Source organism: Flavobacterium sp. B330r, assembly GCF_056824325.1.
In genome coordinates, this window is sequence record NZ_CP124860.1 from 4,099,390 (window position 1) to 4,124,946 (window position 25,557).

Consider the following 25,557-nt stretch of genomic DNA (forward strand, 5'->3'; position numbering starts at 1 on the left):
GCAGATTTAGCAGATCTGATAGATTTTATTTTTACTAGTTTTTTGAGAACTTTGCTTCAAAAGTTTTAAAGCGGTTATCTAAATCTTTTATTAATTGTTTTTTTACTGATGCGTCTTGAATAAAACTGTAATTGATGCTATTGTAAACGTATTTTTTAATTGTTTCGTAATTCACATCAGGATATCTTTTTGCCAGTAAAACATATTGTTCGGTCATATTGCTTCTTAAAATTCCCGCATCGTCTGTGCTGATCACAATTGGCACATTAAATTCTTTGTAAAGCGTAAACGGATGTCTGTTTTCTTTTACTTTCAAAATAAATTCGTTACTGACTAAATTGATTTCAATCGGAATATTTTTTTGAGCCATATATTTCAATAAATCATAAGAATTGGCTTCATAAGCGATATCAACTCCGTGGCCAATTCTGTTGGCACCTGCTACATAAATAGCGTCATTAATATGCCAAGTCAATTCTTCGGGCTGAACTAAACCTAAAGTCAATTCACCAGCATGAAGCGTATATTTTACGTCAGGAAATTTGGAATGACAGTATTTAAACATCACCATGTGCAACCAATAATCTTTCATAGAAGTCTGTCCGTGTTCTGGCGAAACGATATTTACACCAGCAGTCAATTTACTTTCGCTTGACGAAATAAAAGCAATAACCAGATTTTTAAACAAATCTACCGGTTCCATAAAACGAAGCACAAAGTTTTGATAACGCATCGTGAATTTATCGTCATCCATTTTTAAATCCTTGTGTAGCTTGGCAATGAAATTATTGTTGAAATCGTCAGCATATTTTTTAGCCTCTTTTTTCTGAAGTGATTTATACAATTCATCCAAAAGTTTCAGAACCGCTTTTTCGTCTTTTTGTTCTGAAGCTTGACGAAGTTTCGTATTGAAATCAGCTAAGTCAGAAACATTCATATCACATGGAATTGTTGATAATTGCGTTTCAATATAAGTAACGTTTTCTGCAATCGCGCGTTTTTTTAGTTCAAGCATTCCTTCTGCAAAATGCCCCGCGATAGTGGGTTCAAATTTCATGAAAGAATCAAAAAACTGATCATCCGAAGGAACAGAACCATTATAATCTTTTACCGACCAAGTTTGCATGATCTGCTGTTCGTAATACTCTAATTTTCCTTTGTTATTAAGAGAAGAGAAGTTTTCCCAGTTTCCTTTTTCGGGTTTGGTTTTAGAAACTGCCATAGTTTCCAAATTTAAATAAAAATCTTCTGCAATAGCTCTTTCTAAAAGAGGTTCTGCATAAACTGATCCTGAAAAATGGTGGTGTAAATCGCCTCCTTTAGGCATTTGTTGAAAGAAAGCTGTTAAGAGAGCTTCATTATTTCTGATTTTTTCTAAATAACTCTCAGCCGATTGAGAAAAGCCGATTTGTGCTATAAAAATACAGAAAAGCGTAATTATTCTTGTCATACTCTAAGATTAAATTACGCGCAAATATACGAGTTTTCGGAGAATTTTGAAAATTTGTTTTTTGTTGTGGTGAGTTTTACCGCAAAAAGCGCAAAGATTTATCGCAAAGTTCGCAAGGTTTTATTACAAGCTTAACTTAATATAAGCGAAAAAGTTCGCAAAGCTTTGTGAAAAAAACTTTGCGAACTTTGCGTAATCCTTCGCGAACTTTACGGTTAAAAAAAACTTAGAATCTCAGAACCTTAGCCTTTTTAAGAAAAAAGTACATCACGAATTTCCTCAACTTTATCGAAAACGCTTTTGGCAAACGGACAAAGCGGAATAATTTTTAAGTTGTTTGCTCTTGCATATTCTACGGCAGCCATAACTAATTTTTTACCAACGCCTTTTCCGTTAAAATCTGGGCTTACTTCGGTATGGTCAATGATGAATTTTGAATCTCCCGCCCAAGTGTAAGTCATTTTTCCGGCTTCTTTTCCATCCTCTATGGCTTCAAAATAGCCTTTTCTTGTATCGTTTATTTGTTGAATTTCCATATTGTTTTATACTAAAGAAGTTTCTATTTTAATTGTATTTATAAGTGTTTTATGAACAGGACAGCTGTTAGCAATTTTCAAAATACGCTGTTTTTGAGCATCGTCTACATTTCCTGTAATTAAGATTTTGGTTGAAAATAAAGAAACGGTATGTTCTTCATTCTTTTCAAAATCTACCCAGATTGTAAGTTCTGAAACATCCCAAGCTTTGCGGTCAATGTACATTCGCAATGTAATTAAAGTACAGGAAGCGAGCGAAGAAGCTAGGAGTTCAAACGGACTAAAGCCTAAATTTTTTCCGCCCATTTCTTGCGGTTCGTCAGCAATTAGAATATTGCCTGTTTTAGAAGTTATTTCTGTACGATATTTTCGGGTGTCTATTGTTGCTTTTACTGTATCCATATTTATTTGATTCTTGGTTCTGGTAATGGCACAAATTCAGTTTCTCCTGGAACTTTCGGGAAAGTTTGATTTGTCCAATCTGTTTTTGCTTTTTCGATGAGGTTTTTGTCAGATGAAACGAAGTTCCAAAAGATAAAATGCTCTTCAGGAAAAGGCTGTCCTCCAAAGATATATACAGTTGAATTGGCAGCAATTTCGAATTCGCAAAGAGAAGCTTCAGTTGTAATCAGAATTTGTCTTGGATCGTAAGTATGTTCGCCATTTTTAATGCTTCCATCTAAAATATATAAACCGCTTTCGCCAAATAAATGTTCTCCAATATTGATTTTCTTCGCTTCTTTGCTTTTAATTTCAATAAAATAAAGCGGACTATAAACAGGAACTGGAGATTTTTTGCCAAAAGCTTCACCAGCAATTAATTTATATGAAACGCCATCTTCTTCCCAAGCCGGAATATCATCTGCTTCAACGTGCGTAAAATTAGGTTCCATTTGCTCCAATTCTTTTGGAAGCGCAACCCAAATTTGCAATCCGTGAAGCATTTTGTCTGAATGTCTTAGATATTCAGGAGTTCTTTCGGAGTGAACTATTCCTTTACCCGCTGTCATCCAGTTTACAGCGCCTGGTTTTATTTCCAATTCTGTTCCTAAACTATCGCGGTGCATAATACTTCCTTCAAACAAAAACGTAAGAGTAGAAAGTCCGATATGCGGATGTGGAGGAACATCCATATTTTCATGATCACTTAAATGCGCAGGTCCCATATGATCGATAAATACAAATGGTCCGACAGCTCTTTTTTCACGGAAAGGCAATAATCGCCCTACCATAAAATTGCCAATATTGGCAGCACGTTCTTCGATAATTAAACTGATATTTGACATGGTATTTTTATTTGATTTGAAAACAAAATTACAGTTGTGATGCGTCTCTGTAACTTAATTTAGATTAAGAAAAGTTGTTTTTGATTTTTTTTGAATTATAAAAGTAAGGAAAATGCTGGATAAGTGAAGCATTTTTTGTCAGACTGAGCGAAGTCGAAGTCACACATGCTGAATCACTTTGCGGGACTTCGAATTCGCTCAGTCTGACAAAACTGATCACAATACTTTTTTTGTTTAATCAATCAATTCAAACTCCAAAACCTCACTCTCAGTTCCATTAATAATAATCGACAACTGATGTGCTCCAGTATGAAAAACTCGCGTCGTAATTAATTTAAAAGATTGATTTCTTTCGATTTTGGTTAATTGATTCGGCTGGTAAATTTTCTCACTGATTTTGAAGACTTTTTTCGCCAAATGCCCTTTTGCTTTTTTATAATGAACCGCATATTCTAAACGGATTGTTTTTGGTTCTTCGTTTTTATTATTTAAGTGAAATTGAAACTGCAAATAATCACCAATTTTTACAATTGGCGTTTTAATTTCAAATGAAGAAAGCTCAATATTGGTACTTTCTAAACCATAATGGCCTAAAATTTCAGGATGTCCTTGTTTCAATAAAGTTCGGCATCCGTGTTTGATGATTCCGTCGGTTTCTTTGCTGTGTCCTTTCCATTTATTGGCGATTTCTAATACAATCTGCGGATTATCTTTTGCAATATCATTTAAATTATTGGCAACACTTCTGCGGACATATTCTGAGGGATCATTCTTTAAATTTTCCAAAATTGGAAGAATGGACGAGGGGTCTTTTTTAAGAAACGGAATTGCCATTGCCCAAGGTAATCTTGGGCGAGAACCTTCGCTGGCTAAACGTCTGACGTGATGATTTTCGTGCAATGACCATTGGATCATTTCGTTGATCATTTGTTCTTTATATTTTAAAATAAAAGGACGAACGGCAAATTCGCAGCTTATAAATTGTGTTATGGAAACAAAGGCTTTCGCTGAAGTTTCAAAATCATCTAAACCATACATTTCGATATAATCGGCAAAGAAAATGAAAGCCAAATTGCTGTCTGCAAAATTATTTCTCTTTAAATTTTCGATGATTTTATCAATTAAAGAAGTGGCTTCTACGAAATTTTGAGGCATGAATTGATGAAGTGCAACTGTAGTATGTTTCATTCGTTCTTTCCATTCTTTTTGAATAAAATCACCTTCATAAATGGTATCGATGAATTTCTTTTTGTTGAATGAAGGATGCACTTCGGCCACAGCTTGACCAAATTTTTCGTAAAAAGAAACCGAGTAAATATCTTTAATTAATCCCATAAATTTTGTTTGATTGAACTTCAAAGATATTTAATTGAACGCTTATTAGTAGATTAAGTTTTGTTAAGAATTGTAACTTTATTTTTCGGAATATCTTAATGGTTAAAAAAGAGATATTTAATGTTTTATGTGATTTTTCATGTTGTCAGAACTTTCAAATCCATAAAATATATCCTAATTTAGCATTATTATTAAAAACAGAAAAATGATAAGCAAAGCTCAATTTCAAGCAGAATTAAAACTTTTAATCAGTAATGCCATTAGAGAAGATGTTGGTCCAGGCGATTATAGTTCGCTGGCCTGTATTCCAGATACAGCACACGGTCAGGCTAAATTATTGGTAAAAGATCAAGGAATAATTGCTGGTGTTGAATTGGCTAAAATGATATTTGAGCATGTAGATCCGAAACTGAAAGTGAAAACTTTTATCGAAGATGGAACGCGTGTAGAGTATGGCGAAATTGTTTTTGAAGTTTCTGGGAGCTCGCAATCTATACTAAAAGCAGAAAGAGTTGTTTTAAATACTATGCAGAGAATGTCTGCAATTGCAACAAAAACAAACCATTTAATGCAACTTTTGGAAGGGACAAATGCAAAAATATTAGATACACGTAAAACAACTCCAAATTTTAGAGTTGCAGAAAAATGGGCTGTAAAAATTGGCGGAGGAGAAAATCATCGTTATGCTTTGTATGATATGATTATGTTGAAAGACAATCATATCGATTTTGCTGGCGGAATTACTCGCGCTATTTCTAAAACTAAAGAATATTTAAAGGAAAATAATCTGGATTTAAAGATTATTGTTGAAGCCCGCAATCTAGATGAAATTAGAGAAATTTTATTGAGTGATGGTGTTCATAGAATCCTAATTGATAACTTTAATTATGAAGATACCAAAACGGCTGTTGCTTTAATTGGTACAAAATGTCAGACAGAATCTTCAGGAAATATTAGCGAAAAAACAGTTCGCGAATATGCTTTGTGCGGTGTAAATTATATTTCGTCTGGAGCTTTAACACATTCTGTTTATAATATGGATTTGAGTTTGAAAGCGTTTTAAGGAAGTTATAAGTTTTGAGTTATAAGTTATGAGTTTTGTAAATCTAAAATCAGAACTCTAAAATCTAAAATCAAAAAAATATGTCGCAAGAGATAGAAGATCGGATTGAGAAACTGCCTGTGGTGCGGACTTTAGCCCGACTTTTGAAGAAAATAAAACTGCCTTGGCTGGAAGGATTTTCATTGTACGATTTATTAGAAATGTACACCATCGGGATTATTGATGGCGCTTTTTCGTATCATGCAAGTGCGGTTTCTTTTAGCTTTTTTATGGCTTTATTTCCTTTTGCGCTGTTTATCTTAAACTTAATTCCGTTTATTCCTATAGACAATTTTCAGGAAGATTTTTTGCAGTTTGTGCAACAGAGTGTTCCTCCGAATACGTTCGATGCTATTAGTAAAATCATCAGCGATATCTTAAATAATAGTCACTCAGGATTGTTATCGTCAGGTTTTTTGCTTTCGATATTCTTAATGGCAAATGGTATTAATGGAATTCTAAGCGGTTTTGAATCTTCCAAACATGTTTTTGATAAACGCGGTTTTTTTAGACAATATCTAGTTGCGCTAGCGATCTCTATTGTTATGACTGTTATTCTGTTTGTAACAGTAGCAACAATTGTGGTTTTTGAGGTATTTATTCAAAAAACAATAATTCAGGATGTACTGAGTGATCGAATTCCGTTGATCATTTTAGGAAGATATCTGTTTGTTGTTTTAATGATTTTGATAACATCTTCAATATTATTGCGTTATGGTACAAAACAGTACAATAAAGTGCCTTTTATAAGCATTGGTTCTGTTTTTACAACGGTCTTAATTGTTATATCTTCATTCTTTTTTGGGATTTGGGTTATAAAATTTTCAAAATACAATGAACTTTATGGTTCAATTGGGACATTATTAATTCTAATGTTTTATATTTGGATAAACTGTATGATTCTGCTTTTAGGGTTCGAATTGAATGCTTCTATCAGAAAATTAAAACAAAAAAAAGAAAAATAATATGAAAAATTTGATGCTAACTATCGGAGTGTTCTTCTTTGCGCTGACCATGCAAAGTCAAAGTGTAATTGGAAAATGGAAAACAATTGACGATGAAACAGGAGAAGCTAAATCTATAGTAGAAATCTATGAGAAATCAGGAAAAATATATGGTAAAGTAGTAGATATCCTTCGCGACAGCCACAAAAAAGATGTTTGTGTAAAGTGTGATGGAGCCGAAAAAAATAAGCCAATTTTAGGTATGGTAATCATGAATGGTCTTAAGAAAGATGGTTCAGAGTATAATGGAGGAACAATTTTGGATCCTACAAGTGGTAAAAAGTATAAATGTTATGTTACTTTAGAATCTGCAGACAAATTAAAACTTCGCGGTTATGTTGGGATTTCTTTGATGGGAAGAACGCAATATTGGACCAGAGTAAAAAACTAATTAAAATATAATGCGAAAAATTGCTTCAATAATTTTATTCTTAGTTATAGTTTCAAATAGCTTTGGACAATCTAAGAACTCGCCATTACAAATAAGTCATCTTACGGGTGACTTTTATGTTTATAAAACTTTTAACGAATACAAAGGGGTAAAGATTTCTGCTAATGCTATGTATGTCGTTACAAAAGAAGGTGTTGTTCTTTTTGATGCTCCATGGGATAAAACGCAGTTTCAGTCTTTATTGGATAGTATTGAAGCAAAACACAATAAAAAGGTAGTGATGGTTTTTGCAACGCATTCGCATGAAGATCGCGCGGGTGGATTGGATTTTTATAGAAAAAAAGGAATTAAAACCTACTCAGGTAAATTGACAGATGAAATTCTTAAAGGGAATAAAGAAGGAAGAGCAGAATTTGTAATTCCAGATGATGCGACTTTTACAGTTGGGCAATATAATTTTGAAGTGTATTATCCGGGTAAAGGCCATGCACCAGATAATATTGTAGTTTGGTTTGGGAGAGAGAAAATTCTTTATGGAGGTTGTTTTATAAAGAGTGTTGAAGCACAAGATTTAGGGTATTTAGGCGATGCTGATGTTAAGGAATGGGAGAAATCCATAAAAAAAGTTCAGTCAAAATTTAAGAATCCGAAGTTTGTTATTCCGGGGCACGATGGAGGAACGACAAATGAATCTGTTGTGCATACTTTAAAGCTGATTCAGGATTATAATCTTTCAAATGACACTTCCTCTAAATCAGGTCAGAAATAATAACTGACTTATAATAAAAATCCATGCATTTCATTGAAGTTATTTTACCGCTTTCTTTAGCTAAGACATTTACATACCGAATTTCTGAAGCCGAATTTCATTTCATAAAAAAAGGAATGCGTGTTGCTGTGCCATTTGGTAAAAGTAAAATATATACAGCGCTTGTTCTGGACGTTCATGAAAATGCTCCAACATTATACGAAGCTAAAGAAATCCATCAAATTTTAGATGAAGTACCCATTGCGACCGAAATCCAGATTAAACATTGGCTTTGGGTTGCAAATTATTATATGTGCGGAATTGGAGATGTGTATCGAGGCGCATTTCCGAGTGGATTATTGTTGGAAAGTGAAACAATCATTTCGCATAAACCTGATGTTGTGGTAAATGACAGCGAACTTTCTGATGATGAATTCTTGATTTATGAAGCGTTACATCATCAAAGTTCATTAAAGATTCAGGAGATTACTTCGATTTTAAATAAAAAGAATATACTTCCGATTCTGCAAAAGCTAATCGCGAAAGATATTATTTTTTTGGATGAAGAAATAAAAGAAACATACAAACCAAAATTGGTTCGATATGTTAAATTGCATTCAAAGTACGAATCGGATAACGGCTTGGCTGAATTACTCGAAGTGCTGAAAAGTGCTAATAAACAGAAAGAAATTGTTTTAACTTATTTTCAGTTGAATGCTTCGGAGAAAAAGCCTATTACGGTCAAAAAACTTACGGAAGTTTCAAATGTAACAGCAGCAGTTGTAAAGGTTTTAGTTGAAAAAGAAATTTTCGAAGAATATTATTTGCAGCATGATCGTGTTACATTTAATGGAGAAGTATCAGATAAGCAATTGCAGCTTAGTGAGGCTCAGGAAAGTGCTTTTTCTGGAATCAAAAATAGTTTTCTGGAGAAAGAGGTTTGTCTGCTTCATGGTGTAACTTCTAGCGGAAAGACTGAGATTTATATCAAGTTAATTGAAGAGTATTTAGAGACAGGAAAACAGGTTTTGTATCTGTTGCCAGAAATTGCTCTTACTACGCAGTTGGTTTCGAGATTGCGTTTTCATTTTGGAGACAAAGTAGCTGTTTTTCATTCCAAATACAGTAATAATGAAAGAGTTGAGGTTTGGAGGCAAACGCTTGAAAACTCTCCAAAAGCACAAATTGTAATTGGAGCAAGATCGGCTTTGTTTTTGCCTTTTAATGATTTAGGATTATTAATTGTTGACGAAGAACACGAGCAGACTTTTAAGCAGACAGATCCTGCACCAAGATACCATGCGAGAGATGCTGCAATTGTTTTGGCTAATTTTCATAAAGCAAAAGTGTTATTGGGTTCTGCAACGCCTAGCATTGAAACCTATTTTAATACCCAAAATGATAAATACAGATTGGTAACACTTTCTGAACGTTACAAAAATGTCCGTTTGCCTGAAGTCCTTTTAGTTGATTTAAAAGACAAGCATTTCAGAAAAAAAATGACGGGGCATTTTAGCGATCTTTTAATCGAAGAAATTGCAGAATCGATGTCATTAGGCGAACAAGTTATTTTGTTTCAAAATAGAAGAGGATATTCGCCTATAATAGAATGTTTGACTTGCGGACACGTTCCGCATTGTCAGCAATGCGATGTAAGTTTGACTTATCATAAACATAAGAACCAATTGCGATGCCATTATTGCGGTTATTCTATAGCAAAACCTACAAATTGCCATAACTGCTCCAGTATTGACTTAACTACAAAAGGATTTGGAACGGAGCAGATAGAGCAGGAGTTGGCTTCACTTTTTCCGAAAGCAAAAACAGCTCGAATGGATCAAGATACGACTCGAGGTAAATTTGGTTTTGAAAAGATAATCGATACGTTTAAAAATCGCGAAATTGATATTTTGGTGGGTACGCAAATGCTGGCCAAAGGACTTGATTTTGATAATGTGGGTTTAGTCGGAATCATGAATGCGGATAATATGCTCCACCATCCAGATTTTAGAGCGTTTGAACGTAGTTTTCAAATGATGACTCAAGTTGCGGGAAGAGCAGGTAGGTCTGAAAAACAAGGAAAAGTTGTCATTCAGACTTATAATCCGAATCATAATACAATTCAACAGGTTACAAACCATAATTATATAGGTATGTATAAAGAACAGTTGTATGATAGGCAAATCTATAGATATCCGCCTTATTTCAGGATTATTAAGCTTACGCTAAAGCATAAGGATTTTGATAAATTGAAGGAAGGAGCTATGTGGCTGTATCAGGTTTTAAGTCAGAACTTAGGAATGCCTGTTTTAGGGCCAGAAGAGCCAGCGATAAGTAGAATACGAAATGAATATATCAGAACTATTTTAATAAAGATTCCGCATAATCTTCATTTAGGAAACACAAAAAAAACTATTCAGAAAATGCTGAATAGTTTTGAAGCTGTGGCTCAATATAGAGCTATAAAAGTTGTAGTAAACGTTGATTTTTATTAAAACGACAATTTAAGAAGAAGTTGAAAGTGCTTTTACTAGATCTTCTTTTTTATTGCGGCTTAGCGGTATTTTGGTAATGCCAATTTCGGCAAATTTACTATTGAATCGTTCAACCTTATCGATATTAATAATATACGATTTGTGAACACGAATAAATTTGTCTTTGGATAAATCATTTTCAAAAGACTTCATAGTAGAGAGAACCAAATTGCTGTCGTCTTCGGTTACTACTCTTACGTAATCTCCAAAAGCTTCAATCCATTTTATTTTTGAAGTGAAGATTTTAAGTTTTTTTAGATTACTTTTGATGAATATATGTTCGCCTTCTTCTTCTTTGATATCTTTTTTAAGCAAATGCATATCAATTGCTCTCTTTACCGAGGCATTAAAACGATCTACTGCAATAGGTTTCTGAAGATAGTCGGTAGCGTCATAGTCGAAAGCTTTGAGGGCATATTCGGCCTTAGATGTAATAAATATAATTTGCGGTTTTGATTTTAATCCGTCAAGAAAATCAAATCCGTTAATAACTGGCATTTCTATATCAAGAAATATTAAGTCAATATTATTTAATGAGATACAACTTTTTGCTTCAATTGCATTAGAAAAATCCCCGATTAAATGCAAGCCTGGGTGATTATTGACCAATTTGGCAATAATTGTCCTTTGTATAGAACTATCATCTACAACAACACAGTTTAGTTTCATAACATTTATATTTAGAATAAATTCAGGATAGCAGTAGTAAATGTATTATTTTTTTGTAAAAAAAACTAAGGTTGAGGCATCTTTTTTGCATTATGACGAATAAAAGAAAAAAAATGTTGGATATGTAAATTAAATGCTTACTTTTGCACCCAATTTTAACAAATAAAATTTTTATTTATGAATCATTATGAAACTGTTTTCATTTTAAATCCCGTTTTATCTGAGGTTCAGGTGAAGGAAACAGTAACGAAATTTGAAGAATTTCTTACTAGTAGAGGAGCTGAAATGGTATCGAAAGAGGATTGGGGTCTTAAAAAAATGGCTTACGAAATCCAAAACAAAAAAAGTGGTTTTTACCATTTATTCGAATTCAAAGTAGCTGGAGAAGTTCTTTTAGCTTTTGAAACTGAATTCAGACGTGATGAAAGAGTTATGCGTTTCTTAACTGTAAGTTTAGACAAACATGCTATTTCATGGGCTGAGAGAAGAAGAGCAAAATTAAAATCTACTAAAGCGTAATTATTATGTCTACAATCGAGCAATCTGCAAAAGGAAAAAAAGACGGAGATATCAGATATTTAACGCCTTTAAACATTGAAACTAACAAAACTAAAAAGTATTGCCGTTTCAAAAAATCAGGAATCAAATACATCGATTATAAAGATGCTGATTTCTTATTGAAATTCGTTAACGAGCAAGGAAAAATTCTTCCACGTCGTTTAACTGGAACTTCATTAAAATACCAAAGAAAAGTTTCTGTAGCTGTAAAAAGAGCTCGTCACTTAGCTTTAATGCCATACGTGGCCGATTTATTAAAATAGTATAAAAAAATCTAGTCGCTGGTTTCTGTTTGATCAGAACCTAACTTCTAAAATATAAGGACAACAACATGGAAATTATTTTAAAACAAGACGTACAAAACCTAGGGTTTAAAGATGATGTAGTATCTGTAAAACCTGGTTACGGTCGTAACTTTTTAATTCCTCAAGGTTTTGCTACTTTAGCAACTCCTTCTGCTAAAAAAGTTTTAGCTGAAAACCTAAAACAAAGAGCACACAAAGAAGCTAAAGTTGTAGCTGATGCTAAAGCAATAGCTGAAACTTTAAAAGCTCTTGAAATTAAACTTACTGCAAAAGCTGGTGGAGAGAAACTTTTTGGTTCTATCACTAACATCGATATTGCTGCAGCTTTAGAGAAATCTGGTAATGCTATCGATAGAAAATTCATCACTAGCGGTGTTGTAAAACGTTTAGGTAAATACAATGCTACAGTTCGTTTACACAGAGATGTAATCGTTGAATTAGCTTACGAAATTGTTGCTGAAAAGTAATAGTTTTTAGATCTATACAAAAATCCCGATGAAAGTCGGGATTTTTTTGTTTAAGACAAGATTAATAGTAATAATTAGACTTATGGCTGTTGGCTTAGAGCTCACAGCGTAAAGCATAAAGCCTAAAAAAGAAATGAAATACGCAAGATTAACAAAAGAGCAGTTTGACGAATTACATGCTGAATTTGCAAGTTTTTTGGCAACACAAACAATAGATAGAAAAGAGTGGGAAGAGCTTAAGGTCAATAAGCCAGAAGTTGCTGAACAGGAACTTGATGTTTTTTCAGATTTGATTTGGGAAGGCGTATTAGGTAGGGCAGAATATTTGGAACATTTTTCTAAAAGCCATATTTTTCTATTTCATTGTTTTGATACTTATATTAAGTCAATTGTTTTGAAAACTTTTTCTCCAGAGGTAGACTTTTTGACTAAAGAGGGGCTTCAATGGTTAAGCGATAATATGTTTACAGACAATATTGAAATGAAAGTTGGAAAGAAAGTGTTTACAGAGGAACGTAATTCTTCGATCTTTGAATTGATTAAACAAGGTGCTTTTTTAAGTGACGGACAGTTGTTTAATCAAATTAATACAATTATAGAATCTTAAAATAATTTTTATAAGGTTTTTAATAAGGCAGACAGTTGTTAGCAATTGTCTGCTTTTTTTTTGTTTTTTAACTTGTGTTTAATCTTTTTAAAAGTTTTAACCCCGTATTTCTACTTGTTTTTTTAAAACCCTTCATCTTTTTTAGATTTTTAATTTTCGTGAAACAGTTTTGTAGCAATTGGTCTTCAATACGGATAGTTTTGTCGATAAAATTATTTAAAATGTAAGATTATTCTTTGTTTAAATCGATTTAACATATTTTGTTTAATATTTTGTTTAATGTGAAATTTATAAGCTAATTATGTTAAAAGTAGCTATTTTCTTGATGTTTTGATGTGTCTATAATTTTTAAATTAAAGTTTTATGAATAAATTATAAGAATTTTATGTTTGTTTTATGTTTTTGTTTTTCCTAATTTTAGGTAACAAAAGTTAAACAAAATTTTTCTTTTGGTTTTCAAGACATACTGGTTAGAAAATTATATGCCATGTTGTTAAGATTGAAAATTGAGAAATTATACCACAACCTAATAAGTCTGCGTATGGAATTGACAATTACTTTCTTTATCAAATTTACTTTAATCGTACATTTTGTTTTAGTTTTATTTTTTAACCTATTTCGCTTACTTCGTTTCAACGATAAATTTGATCGTTACCCAATACTTAATTTTTTTTCAAAAGTGTTACATTTTAGTTTGCTGTCTTTTAATTACCCCATTTGGCGGGCTAATTATGAGGGAGAATAATTTTATTGGATATAAATAGATTCGAACTAGTTTTTTACAGCTAGTTAATTTTAGAAAAGATTAATCAACTTTCTGAAAAAAATGAATCAACATATATAAAGAACCCCAGTTCTACTTTCAACTAAAATTTTCATTATGAAAATTAGGCCTGCAACAAATCACTCCTCTTGGAAAATTGATTACAATCATTTTTCCTCTAAAAATGCAGAACTTATTTTGTCTCACAGAGATAGAATTTGTTCTACGGTATACTTTGATATACCGAATTCAACATAATTTTTTTATTAAAACAGAATTTAGCAGCTTTTTTTATAGGCTACTATTGTTTGTTTTAACTATTTGATTTTTAACTGATTGTTTAATTGTGTAGGTGCTTGCACTTACTGCAAGAGGTGTTTTATTGTCCATTTTCTAATCTTCCAAATTATGAAAAAAAAATTTACTTTTTGTAGTCTCAATCCTCAAATGAGATTATTAGGACTTTTAACGTTATTCTTTATATGCAGCAATGCATTCTCTCAGACTATTTGTAGACCTGTGTCTCAGACAAATAGTGCAGGAGGAGGGCTTTTGTGTTTAGGAGTAGATGTTAATAGTCCTGCCAATGCTTATGATAGCGCTGGCTTATCCACTTATGCAACCTTAACAAATGGTGTTGCAGTACTTGGATGTTTTGCAGAAGAAACATTGACCTTAAATCAAACGGCTCGAGCCGGTGACCAAGTTGCGATATACTTTGGTACAGGCAACGGATTGCTTGATTTAACCTTGTTATCAAATGCAACAGTTCAAGCTAAAAATTCTGGAGCCAATGTAGGTTCAAGTGTAGCTTTAAATAATCCGCTTTTGAATTTGAATTTGCTAAGCGGCAATACGGTTGCTGTTGCAAAATTCCCTATTACGGGTGACACCAACCAAATTCAAATTCAAGTTGGTGGAGGCCTTTTAAGTCTTTTGGTAAGCTTAAGAGTCTATGATGTTAGGCTAGAATTTGCACAGCCAACTGTATCTGGAGGTTTATCGCAAACAGTTTGTGCGGGAGTTCCAACCACTCTTACAGCAACACCTGCAGCGGGTACTTCGCTGGCATGGTACAGTTCTGAATTTTCTACAACAGCTTTGGCAGTAGGAAATACGTATACAACTCCTGCTTTAGCAGCAAATACAACATATTATATAGGAATAACTAGAGCTGCAGGCTGCGAAGGAAATGTTCGTGTACCTGTGGTCTTGAATGTTTCTAATCCATTGATTCCAGGAATTAGTAATGTTGGAACAACAGTTTGTTCTACAGGTGCAACTCAGCAAACAACTTTATCGGTTGTAAATGTGGCGCCAGGGACAACTTACAACTGGTACTCTTCAGCAACTGGTGGTCCTGCTTTAGCTAGTGGAACTACTTATTCGCCAACAGTACCATTAGGAACTACTCAATTTTTTGTGGAGGCTGCTATTGGCAGCTGTGTTAGTTCTCGTACGCCAGTTAGTGTTGTTTCTACAGCCGTTCCAATAACTCCGACAGTTTTAACGCAAAGTGTGACTATTCAATCTGGTCAGAATGCAACGTTAAACGCATCTACTACAGAGGTTGGAGCTCAATTAAACTGGTATGAAACTTCAACTGGAGGAACAGCTGTTGCAACAAATACAGCCACTTTTACAACACCAATTTTAACAGCTACTAAAACGTATTACGTTGAAGCACAAAGTCCAAACGGAAATTGTGTTAGTGCAACTAGAGTACCGGTTACTGTAACGGTTCAGCCAGCCGCTTTAGGCGGATGTCTTGAAGCCAGCAGTCAGGTAACTTCTCAAGTTGGTGTATGTTTATTGTGTAATGCTACAAATCCGAATTTTTCTGTAGACGGAAATCCTGCAACAGCAACAAGACTTACTCTTCCTGCCAATGTATTAGGATCTATGCAGCAAACATTACAATTTACAAATCCAGGAAAAGCTGGTGATATTGTAGATGTTGACTTAGAATTGCCAGGAGGTTTGGCAGATGTTCAGTTGTTAAGTGCGATTAGTTTAGCAACTTATAATGGTGCGACTTATAATAATGATAGAGTTACGATTAATAATCCTCTTATTACTTTACAGTTATTAAGTGGTACTAGATATAGAGCAAGCGTTACGGCTGGTGCAAATTTTGACCGTGTTGAAGTTCGTTTAGGAGGTGTGCTTGGTCTTTTAACTAATTTGGATATTTACCAAGCGGCCTATAGATATAAAGCTCCAGTTGTTTCTGGAAATACTACAATTTGCAGTGGACAAACAGCTACTTTAAATGCTAATCTGGCTTTAGGGGAAACTATTAGATGGTATGATGCTTTAACTGGCGGAAATTTATTAAGCAGTACAACTTCTTTTACAACTCCAGCCTTGACAGCTAATACAACTTATTATGTTGAATTAACTCGTAATGGTTGCGTTAATAGTGTAAGAAATCCTTTTACTGTTACAGTCGATAGTCCAGTTGCACCTACCGCGATTTCTACTGTTCCTGCAAATTTATGTAGTGGAGAAACGACAACGATAACAATTCAATCTCCAGTTGCAGGCACAACGTATAATTGGTATGATGCTGCAACAGGAGGAACTTTGGTATTTACAGGAACTTCTTTTGTAACTTCAAATCTAACTGTTCCAACTACTTATTATATTGAAGCAGTAATTGGAACTTGTTTAAGTGCTCGTACAGCGGTAAATGTAAATGTAAATCCTAGACCAGCGGCACCAGTCCCTGTATCTTCTAGCGTTATTATTCAGTCAGGCCAGAATGTACAGCTGTCTGTTGTAAGTAGCCCTGGAGTTTCTTATTTATGGTATGATGCGCCGACAGCAGGAAATCTTTTGCAAGGTTCTGGTAGTAATACTTATATACCTAATCCGGTTTTAACGGCAAATAAAACATTTTATGTTGAAGCTGTAAATACGGCATCAGATTGTAGAAGTACTTCAAGAGCTGCTATAAATGTGATCGTAACCAATACAGTTAGCACTTGTTTGCAACCAAGTACACAAGCCATAACGGTTGACCCTGGTTTATTATGTGTTCTATGTAATGGTGTGAACGGACCTAACGCTGTTGACGGAAATCCAAATACATTTTCTTCTTTGACAATAACTGCGGGAGTACTTAATTCATACATACAACAACAACTAAATTTTCTAACACCTGGTCAGGCGGGGGATATTATTGATGTTGAATTAGAATTACCAGGCGGTCTTGCTGATATTGCATTGCTGGGATCTGTAAGCATTGGAACTTCTTTAGCAGGAGTTGAAAACCCAGGCAGACTTGCAGTAAACAATAGTTTATTGAACTTACAGGTATTATCAGGAAACAAATTCAAAGTTAGTTACCCAACAACTGCTGCATTTGATAGAGTGGATATTAGATTGGGAGCATTGGTTGGTTTATTGACAACTGTAAACATTTATGGAGCTTCTTATAGATTTCCAAATGCCACAATAACTGGAGCAGCGGTACCAATTTGTGCTGGTCAAACAGCTAATTTATCTGCAACTTCAACAGGAGGAGAAACCTTTCAATGGTATGATTCTCCAACTTTAGGAAATGTTGTAAGCGTAGCTCCAACAGCTCCATTAACAACTACAACTACATACTACTTAGAAGCAACACGAGGAGGTTGTGTTAACAGCTTACGCCAAGCGGTTACTGTTAATGTTTTACCAATTCCGACTGCGGCAAATATTTTAATTACAAGTCCAGTTGAAGCTACTTGTTCTGGAGAGGCAGTTTTAACTCCATCTTCTGATATTGCTGGTGTTCAGTTTAAGTATTATAGAGATCAAAATAAAGTAACAGAAATTGTAGATGGAAGTGTAGATGGAAGCATAACATTTGCAAAAGATCCTATTACTGGTGTTCTTTCATTAACTGGTTTAACAACTTTAAATTCTCCTTACAATTTATATATATCTGCAGTTAATGGAGGTACTTGTGAGAATGTGAATGGAGATTTAAAACTAGTAACGGTTAATTTCCCTTCAACAACGCCTTTAACGGTTATCACTACTCCATTAGTAGCCTGTGGTAGCGCCAATTTGGCTAATGCAATCACTAATTTTGATTCAGCAGCTACTTATACTTTTTATGATCCTTTAAATAATGTAATGACCGCCGATGCTGCTGCAAATGTAACAGTAAGTGGTATTTATTCTATACAAGCACAGGGCGCGACAAGCACTTGCCCGTCAGCTAGACAATCTGTGACCGTAACAATTAATGCGGTACCAACTTTAGTGGTGACTAATCCGCAAGAATCTGTAAATGTTGGAGCTGATGTTGCGTTAAATGCTACTTCTACAGGAACTGTAACATGGTTTAATCCACAAGGTGTTGCGCTTGCAGGTCCTCCATTTACAACAGGTTCTTTAAATGTTCCGGGAGTTTACACCTACACGGCTGTTGCAACTTTAGGAACTTGTAGTGTTACTGCAACTAAGGTAATCAATGTGATAGATCTTACTAGCTGTCAAAACTTGACAGAACGAGTTTATGCATCAGGAGAAAGTGAAGGCTTTATACTTACTGGGAGTGTTTCAAACAATGCAAATGCAATTGATGGAAATCCTCAGACATTCTCAACAATTACTACAGGTTTAGGACTTTTAGGAATTGGCACAACATGGCAGAATTTAACCTGGTCAGCTCCTATTACTAAAGGTACTCCTGTTACAGTTAAATTAGGATCTGAATATAGTTTGTTGGCTGTTGGAGAGAACTTATCGGTAGTAGGAACTATTGGAGGTAATCTTATTGGAGCAATGCAGCCTGTGTCGGGATCGCTATTAAAACTAATTTCAGGAGACAATACTTATGAGTTTACTTTTGTTCCTTCAGATGCATCAGGTCCGCAAGATTATGATGGTATTCGTATTGTATCTTCTTCAATTTTAAGTCTTGCTCAAAATACAAAAGTATTTGAAGCTCATTATAATAAACCAGTTACTGCTGTAACTTGTACTCCAGGAGATATTCAGGATATTTTTTATGGCGCTACAGATATAAACCTTCCTATAGGCGCGGCAACTGCTTTAATAGGTGTAAGTGATGCTTGGAATGTTGCTGATAATGACGTAACAACTTTTGCTACAATGTATAGTGGAGTTGGAGTTGCGGCAGCAGCAGATTTAACGGTGCAATTTAAAACACCTTCTGTTCTTAGTGATACTTTAAGAATTGTGGTTTCAAAACCAGGCAGTCTTTTAAGCGTGAATCTGCTTACAGGATTCTCAATTCAGCGTTATTTAGGAAATGTGGCAGTTGGTGCTCCAATTCAAAATACAAGTACATTATTGAGTATAAAATTATTGCCAGGAAATTCTTTGGCAATGGTATTAGTGTCTTCTCCAACAGAGATTTATGATAGAGTTAGAATTCGTTTAGGAGGTGTTGCTGGAGTATTAGATTTCTTAAGAGTTCATACTGTAGAAAGAACAGCTAACACCACCGTTATTGGAGCAGATCCGCAGAATAAAATTACGGTCTGTCCGGGCAGCGAAATTGAACTCGAGATTCCTGAAGTCGCCTGTTCGACCTATCGATGGTACGATGCAGAGACAGGAGGGAACTTGGTGGCTAGCGGACCTACTTTTACGCTACCAGATAATTTAACTGCAGGTATTTACAAATATTATATACAACCAGTACGTTATGGTTGTGAAAATTATGCAAGAGGAGAAGTTACTGTTGAAGTAAAAGCTTCTGCCCCAGTAAATGCTTTAACAGATATTACGTTAAACGGAGGAACAGCAACATCAATTTGTTCTGCTTCTGGAACTGTAATTTTAGCAACAGGTTTAAGCGGAACTCCTGTTTTAACAAATCCTGTATACCATTGGTATAGTTTTAATGGAACAACAAGTCAGTTAATTCCTGGTGAACTAACTGCACAGTTGATAGTAAACGGATTGGCTCCGGGAACTTATACTTATTTCGTTGGAGTGAGTTCAGATGAATTGTGTGAAACTGCAGCAGCAGATAGAAAACAAATCACATTCACAATTTTGCCTCCTTCAATAGGAAGTGATATTTTGGTTGATGATGTAACGGTTTGCCCAGGCTTATCAGCATCATTAACTCCGACTGCACCAGCATTAACTAGCTCAGTATTTACTTGGTATTTAGACGCTGCTAAAACGCAACCAATTACAAATGGCGCTGTAATAGCAGGGGTTACTTATGCAATAGATGGGGCTGGTATTTTAACTGCTACAGGTTTAACAAAAGCAGTAAGTCCGATAACCTATTATGTAGCGGTTTCAAGCACTAATACGTGTGAAAATTTAGCAGGAACATTACAAGATGCAGTAATTATAGTTAGCGATCCAAATACGCCAACAACTACAAACGATACTCAGAATTTCTGTTTATCTTCTGCGTCTACAGTTGCAAATATTCAAGTAAACGAGAGCAATGTTATTTGGTATGATGCAGCGATAGGTGGAAATGTAATTGCCTCAACAACTCCTTTAGTAAGCAGAATTTACTACGGAGCAGCTACAGATGCACTTACAGGCTGTGAAAGTTCAGTGAGATTGGAAGTAACAGTAAATGTAAACGATCCAGGAACACCTACATTAGTAACAGCAGGAGTACAAAATTTCTGTCAGGTAGATCAGCCTACATTTGCCAGCATTCAGACTAATGAAACTAATATTATCTGGTATACGGCTTTAACAGGTGGAACATTGATTCCATCTACTACAGCTTTAACCACAGGACAGTATTTTGCAGCGATCTCAGATCCAGCAACAGGTTGCGAAAGCGCTTCAAGATTAACAGTCGATGTAATTGTAAGCGATCCAGGAACTCCAACGTTGGTGACAGCAGGAACACAAACTTTCTGTAAAGAAGATCTTCCTACATTTGCCAGCATTCAGACGAATGAAACTAACATTGTGTGGTATACAGCTATAACAGGCGGAACATTAATTCCATCTACTACGGCTCTAACTACAGGACAGTATTTTGCAGCAATCTCAGACCCAACAACAGGTTGTGAAAGCGCTACAAGATTAACAGTTGATGTAATTGTAAATGACCCAGGAACTCCAACATTAGTAACAGCAGGTACGCAAAACTTCTGTTTGGCAAATGCTCCTACGTTTGCAAGCATCCAGACGAATGAAACTAACATTGTTTGGTATACGGCTTTAACAGGCGGAACATTGATTCCAGCTACTACGGCTCTGACAACTGGCCAGTATTTTGCATCAATCTCAGATCCATTAACAGGCTGTGAAAGCGCTTCAAGATTAACAGTTGATGTAATTGTAAACGATCCAGGAACACCGATTTTAGTAACAGCAGGAACACAAAACTTCTGTTTGGCTAATGCGCCGACTTTTGCAAGTGTTCAGTTTAATCAAACAAATATCGTTTGGTATACAGCTTTAACAGGCGGAACATTGATTCCATCTACTACAGCTCTGACAACTGGCCAATATTTTGCGGCGATTAGCGATCCGACAACAGGATGTGAAAGTGCTGCAAGATTAACAGTTGATGTAATTGTAAGCGATCCAGGAACTCCAACGTTGGTAACAGTAGGAACACAAACTTTCTGTAAAGAAGATCTTCCAACATTTGCAAGTATCCAGACGAATGAAACTAACATTGTGTGGTATACAGCTATAACAGGCGGAACATTGATTCCATCTACTACGGCTCTGACAACAGGCCAATATTTTGCAGCAATCTCTGACCCAGCGACAGGCTGCGAAAGTGCTGCGAGATTAACGGTAGATGTGATTGTAAATGATCCAGGAACGCCAACTTTGGTGACTGCAGGAACTCAAAACTTCTGTTTGGCAAATGCTCCTACGTTTGCAAGTATTCAGACAAATGAAACTAATATTGTTTGGTATACAGCTATAACAGGCGGAACATTGATTCCATCAACAACAGCTTTAACAACAGGACAGTATTTTGCGGCGATCTCAGACCCAACAACAGGTTGTGAAAGCGCTTCAAGATTAACAGTTGATGTAATTGTAAACGATCCAGGAACACCGACTTTAGTAACAGCAGGAACGCAAAACTTCTGTTTGACTAATGCTCCGACATTTGCAAGCGTTCAGTTTAATCAAACGAATATTGTTTGGTACACCGCTCTAACAGGCGGAACATTGATTCCATCTACTACAGCTTTAACCACAGGACAGTATTTTGCGGGGATTAGCGATCCGACAACAGGATGTGAAAGTGCTGCAAGATTAACAGTTGATGTAATTGTAAGCGATCCAGGAACTCCAACTTTAGTAACAGCAGGAACACAAAATTTCTGCAAAGAAGATCTTCCAACATTTGCAAGCATTCAGACAAACGAAACTAATATTGTGTGGTATACAGCAATAACAGGCGGAACATTGATTCCATCGACAACTGCTCTAACAACAGGACAGTATTTTGCAGCAATCTCAGACCCAACAACAGGCTGTGAGAGTGGTACAAGATTAACGGTAGATGTAATTGTAAACGATCCGGGAACACCGACTTTGGTGACTGCAGGAACACAAAACTTCTGTTTGGTTAATGCTCCGACATTTGCAAGTATCCAAACTAATGAAACTAATATTGTTTGGTACACAGCTTTAACAGGTGGGACAGTAATTGCTCCAACTACAGCTTTAACAACAGGACAGTATTTTGCAGCGATCTTAGATCCAGCAACAGGTTGCGAAAGCGCTTCAAGATTAACAGTTGATGTAATTGTAAACGATCCAGGAACACCGACTTTAGTAACAGCAGGAACACAAAACTTCTGTTTGGTTAATGCACCGACTTTTGCAAGTGTTCAGTTTAATCAAACAAATATTGTTTGGTATACAGCTTTAACAGGAGGAACAGTAATTACGCCAACGACAGCTTTAACAACAGGTCAGTATTTTGCAGCAATTTTAGATCCTGTAACAGGATGCGAAAGCGCTTCAAGATTAACAGTTGATATAAATGTGACTGACCCTGCAACACCAACAACAACTGCTGCTACACAAACTTTCTGCACAGGTACAAATCCTACAGTTGCTAATATTCAAGTGAATGAGAGTAATGTAGTTTGGTACACAACTCAAACAGGAGGAACTGCTTTGGCTGCGACAACTGCGCTAACTACAACAACTTATTTCGGAGCAATTAAAGATCCAGTAACAGGTTGCGAAAGCAGTGTCAGATTGCAAGTGGCTGTAACAGTTGGTAATACATTAAATCCAACGACAAATAGTACATCACAGACTTTCTGTTCTGCAAATGCACCAACTATTGCCAATATTCAGGTAAACGAAAGCAATGTAACATGGTTTACAGCAGCGACAGGAGGAACAGTAATTCCAGCAGGAACAGCGCTTACTTCAGGAATTTATTTCGGAAATATAGTTGATCCATCAGGATGTGAAAGTTCAACTCGTCTTCAGGTGACTGTTACCTTAGTTAATCCAAGTCCAACACCTACTACAGCTAACACAACACAAAACTTCTGTACTTTAAATTCGCCAACAGTGGCAAATATTCAAGTAAACGAAGCAAATGTTGTTTGGTATAGCACAGCTACAGGTGGAACAGCAATTGCGCCAACAACAGCTCTTGTAACAGGTACATATTATGGTGCAGTTTCAAGTGCGATTGGATGCGAAAACCCAGCTAGATTAGCTGTTATGGTAAATGTTAATTCGCCAAGCGTAATTACAACACCAAGAACTACACAAACATTCTGTTTATCAGCTTTGCCAACATTGGCTAGTATTTTTGTAAACGAAACAAATGTAGTTTGGTACGCATCTGCAACTGGCGGAATAGCACTAGCAAATACAACTCCGCTTACAGCAACGACTTATTATGCAGGAGCATTGACCAACACATTTAACGGTTGTGATAACGGACCAAGATTAGGAGTTACAATTGCATTCGAAAATGATGCTGCCGTTCAGCTTGCTACTACAGATGATACTCCTTGTGTATTCAAAGGTGTAACGTATTCAATTGCAAATGGTAAATCTAATTATGTATGGACTATTAATGGAGGTACAATTGTTTCAGGCGGTGGTACAAACGATGGTTCTGTAACAGTTTCTTGGTCAGATATTGGTCCAGGAAAAGTAACTGTAGCTTATGTTAATAATTGCGACGAAAGAACAATTAAAACATTAGATGTTACTGTTGCAAGCTGTTCAGATTTAACTATTACGCATACTGTAGATAATCCAACACCGAACTTTGGAGATAAAGTAACGTTTACGATTACAGTAAATAATGTAGGTGAAGGCGATTTCATTAACACACTTGTTAGTGATTTACTTCCTAGTGGTTTACAATTAGTGAGTTCATCTGCTACATCAGGAACATATGATCCAGCAACACAGCTTTGGACAATACCAACGCTAAATGCAGGTCAGAGTGTAGTATTGACAATTGTTGCAGAAGTATTGCCAAATGGTAATTATACAAGTGTAGCAACTGTAGAAACTTCGACTCCTTTAGATGTTGATGCATCAAATAATTCAGCTTCGGTTACAATAGAACCAATTTGTCTAACTGTTTACAATGAGTTTACTCCAAACAATGATGGTAAAAACGATTTGTTCAGAATTGACTGTATTGAGTCTTATCCAAACAACGAACTGAAAGTATTTAACAGATACGGAGCATTAGTGTATAGTAAAACACGTTATGAAAATGATTGGAACGGTACAGCAAATGTATCCGGTGTAGTTAATAGAGGAGATATGCTGCCAACAGGTACTTATTTTTATGTGATTACCATTGGAGATGGAACGGTTAAAAAAGGCTGGTTATCTATTATGAGATAATCCACTTCTATTAATCATCTAATTAATTAAACTAAATAAGTATCGTTATGAAACTATATATAAAATCATTAGAAACATATTTCATTTTAATATGTTCTTTTATTACGGTTTGCGCTTCGGCACAACAAGATCCCGAATATACACAGTATATGTATAATACTATGGCGGTAAATCCAGCGTATGCTGGATCTACCGGAACCATAGAAGCAGCACTTTTGTATCGTTCTCAATGGGTCGGAATGCCTGGAGCTCCAGAAACACAATCTTTCTCTATTCATGCTCCTCTTAGAAATGAAAAATTGGGAGTAGGTCTAAGTATTGTAAATGATAAAATCGGACCTTCAAATGAGCTATATCTTGATGGGAACTTCTCTTATTCATTACCTCTCGGATATGAAAAAAGATTAGCTTTTGGTATAAAAGCCGGTACGAGAATGTTAAACATCGATTGGTCTAAAGGAAGATACTACGATGATGATGATGTTTTGTTAAATCAGAACATTAACAATCAGATGAAACTAGCTGTAGGAGCGGGTATTTACTACTATACAGAAAAATGGTATGTAGGATTCTCTATTCCAAGTTTTATTCAGAATGATTACTATGACGATGTAAAAGAATCTATAGACTATGATCGTTTGCACTACTATTTAATGGGGGGATATGTTTTTGATTTGAATCCAAATTTGAAATTTAAACCGGCATTTTTAGTAAAAGCAGTAAGTGGAGCACCGCTTACCGCAGATATATCAGCAAATTTCATGATTCAAGAAAAGTTTGTTATAGGAGGAGCGTATCGAACAGATGATTCGATAAGCATACTGGCAGGTTTTCAAATATCACCAAGTTTCTATCTTGGATATGCTTTTGATTATACTGTAAGCCAATTGAATAAATACAATGATGGCTCACACGAGATCATCTTGCGTTATCAATTTGTGAAAAACCAAAGCAAAATTAAATCTCCTCGATTCTTCTAAA

The 25,557-nt window shown here is 35.3% G+C and carries 17 protein-coding genes; 11 read left to right on the forward strand and 6 right to left on the reverse strand.

The window, feature by feature from the left end; all coding sequences use genetic code 11:
• Positions 1–34: 34 nt before the first annotated feature.
• From QLQ95_RS18305 to QLQ95_RS18325, 5 genes are all read right to left on the reverse strand, one after another.
• Positions 35–1,450, reverse strand: a complete 1,416-nt coding sequence (locus QLQ95_RS18305; RefSeq protein ID WP_428237424.1) for an adenosine deaminase — start codon at positions 1,448–1,450, stop codon at positions 35–37.
• 251 nt (positions 1,451–1,701) lie between these two features.
• A complete protein-coding gene (locus QLQ95_RS18310; protein WP_427873153.1) occupies positions 1,702–1,986 on the reverse strand; it encodes a GNAT family N-acetyltransferase in 285 nt (94 codons plus the stop codon).
• Positions 1,987–1,992: 6 nt separating this feature from the next.
• Positions 1,993–2,388: an OsmC family protein gene (locus tag QLQ95_RS18315; protein WP_095927723.1), complete on the reverse strand. Its 396-nt coding sequence runs from the start codon at positions 2,386–2,388 to the stop codon at positions 1,993–1,995.
• A 2-nt stretch (positions 2,389–2,390) separates the two neighbouring features.
• A complete protein-coding gene (locus QLQ95_RS18320) occupies positions 2,391–3,272 on the reverse strand; it encodes a pirin family protein (protein ID WP_095927722.1) in 882 nt (293 codons plus the stop codon).
• Between the two features lie 234 nt (positions 3,273–3,506).
• Positions 3,507–4,607 carry a DNA alkylation repair protein gene (locus QLQ95_RS18325; RefSeq protein WP_482501022.1) on the reverse strand — a complete coding sequence of 367 codons (1,101 nt, stop codon included), beginning with the start codon at positions 4,605–4,607 and terminating at the stop codon, positions 3,507–3,509.
• 205 nt (positions 4,608–4,812) lie between these two features.
• On the opposite strand from QLQ95_RS18325, the gene nadC reads away from it, so the two are divergent.
• The 5 genes from nadC to priA all read left to right on the forward strand — a co-directional run bounded on the left by nadC (position 4,813) and on the right by priA (position 10,347).
• Positions 4,813–5,670, forward strand: coding sequence for a carboxylating nicotinate-nucleotide diphosphorylase (gene nadC, locus QLQ95_RS18330; protein WP_095927720.1), 858 nt, complete (start codon positions 4,813–4,815; stop codon positions 5,668–5,670).
• 80 nt (positions 5,671–5,750) lie between these two features.
• Positions 5,751–6,674, forward strand: coding sequence for a YihY/virulence factor BrkB family protein (locus QLQ95_RS18335; RefSeq protein WP_095927719.1), 924 nt, complete (start codon positions 5,751–5,753; stop codon positions 6,672–6,674).
• Position 6,675: 1 nt separating this feature from the next.
• Positions 6,676–7,104 carry a DUF2147 domain-containing protein gene (locus tag QLQ95_RS18340; protein ID WP_250835664.1) on the forward strand — a complete coding sequence of 143 codons (429 nt, stop codon included), beginning with the start codon at positions 6,676–6,678 and terminating at the stop codon, positions 7,102–7,104.
• Between the two features lie 10 nt (positions 7,105–7,114).
• Positions 7,115–7,873 (forward strand): subclass B1 metallo-beta-lactamase, encoded by a 759-nt coding sequence (bla-B1-FLAV, locus tag QLQ95_RS18345; protein ID WP_482501025.1) that lies wholly within the window; start codon positions 7,115–7,117, stop codon positions 7,871–7,873.
• Positions 7,874–7,896: 23 nt separating this feature from the next.
• On the forward strand, positions 7,897–10,347 hold the full coding sequence (gene priA, locus QLQ95_RS18350; protein WP_428237419.1) for a replication restart helicase PriA: 2,451 nt from the start codon (positions 7,897–7,899) through the stop codon (positions 10,345–10,347).
• A 9-nt stretch (positions 10,348–10,356) separates the two neighbouring features.
• Here priA and QLQ95_RS18355 read toward each other — a convergent pair whose 3' ends face one another.
• Positions 10,357–11,055, reverse strand: a complete 699-nt coding sequence (locus QLQ95_RS18355; RefSeq protein ID WP_008463025.1) for a LytR/AlgR family response regulator transcription factor — start codon at positions 11,053–11,055, stop codon at positions 10,357–10,359.
• A 177-nt stretch (positions 11,056–11,232) separates the two neighbouring features.
• Between QLQ95_RS18355 and rpsF the strand changes: the two genes are divergently transcribed.
• From rpsF to QLQ95_RS18385, 6 genes are all read left to right on the forward strand, one after another.
• A complete protein-coding gene (gene rpsF, locus QLQ95_RS18360; protein WP_068842999.1) occupies positions 11,233–11,574 on the forward strand; it encodes a 30S ribosomal protein S6 in 342 nt (113 codons plus the stop codon).
• Positions 11,575–11,579: 5 nt separating this feature from the next.
• Positions 11,580–11,876, forward strand: coding sequence for a 30S ribosomal protein S18 (rpsR, locus tag QLQ95_RS18365; protein WP_002987043.1), 297 nt, complete (start codon positions 11,580–11,582; stop codon positions 11,874–11,876).
• Between the two features lie 68 nt (positions 11,877–11,944).
• On the forward strand, positions 11,945–12,385 hold the full coding sequence (gene rplI / locus QLQ95_RS18370) for a 50S ribosomal protein L9 (RefSeq protein ID WP_095927713.1): 441 nt from the start codon (positions 11,945–11,947) through the stop codon (positions 12,383–12,385).
• Between the two features lie 133 nt (positions 12,386–12,518).
• Positions 12,519–12,992 carry a DUF6495 family protein gene (locus QLQ95_RS18375; protein WP_095927712.1) on the forward strand — a complete coding sequence of 158 codons (474 nt, stop codon included), beginning with the start codon at positions 12,519–12,521 and terminating at the stop codon, positions 12,990–12,992.
• Between the two features lie 1,171 nt (positions 12,993–14,163).
• A complete protein-coding gene (locus tag QLQ95_RS18380) occupies positions 14,164–24,576 on the forward strand; it encodes an Ig-like domain-containing protein (protein ID WP_482501028.1) in 10,413 nt (3,470 codons plus the stop codon).
• 47 nt (positions 24,577–24,623) lie between these two features.
• Positions 24,624–25,556 carry a PorP/SprF family type IX secretion system membrane protein gene (locus QLQ95_RS18385; RefSeq protein WP_095927710.1) on the forward strand — a complete coding sequence of 311 codons (933 nt, stop codon included), beginning with the start codon at positions 24,624–24,626 and terminating at the stop codon, positions 25,554–25,556.
• Position 25,557: the final 1 nt, after the last annotated feature.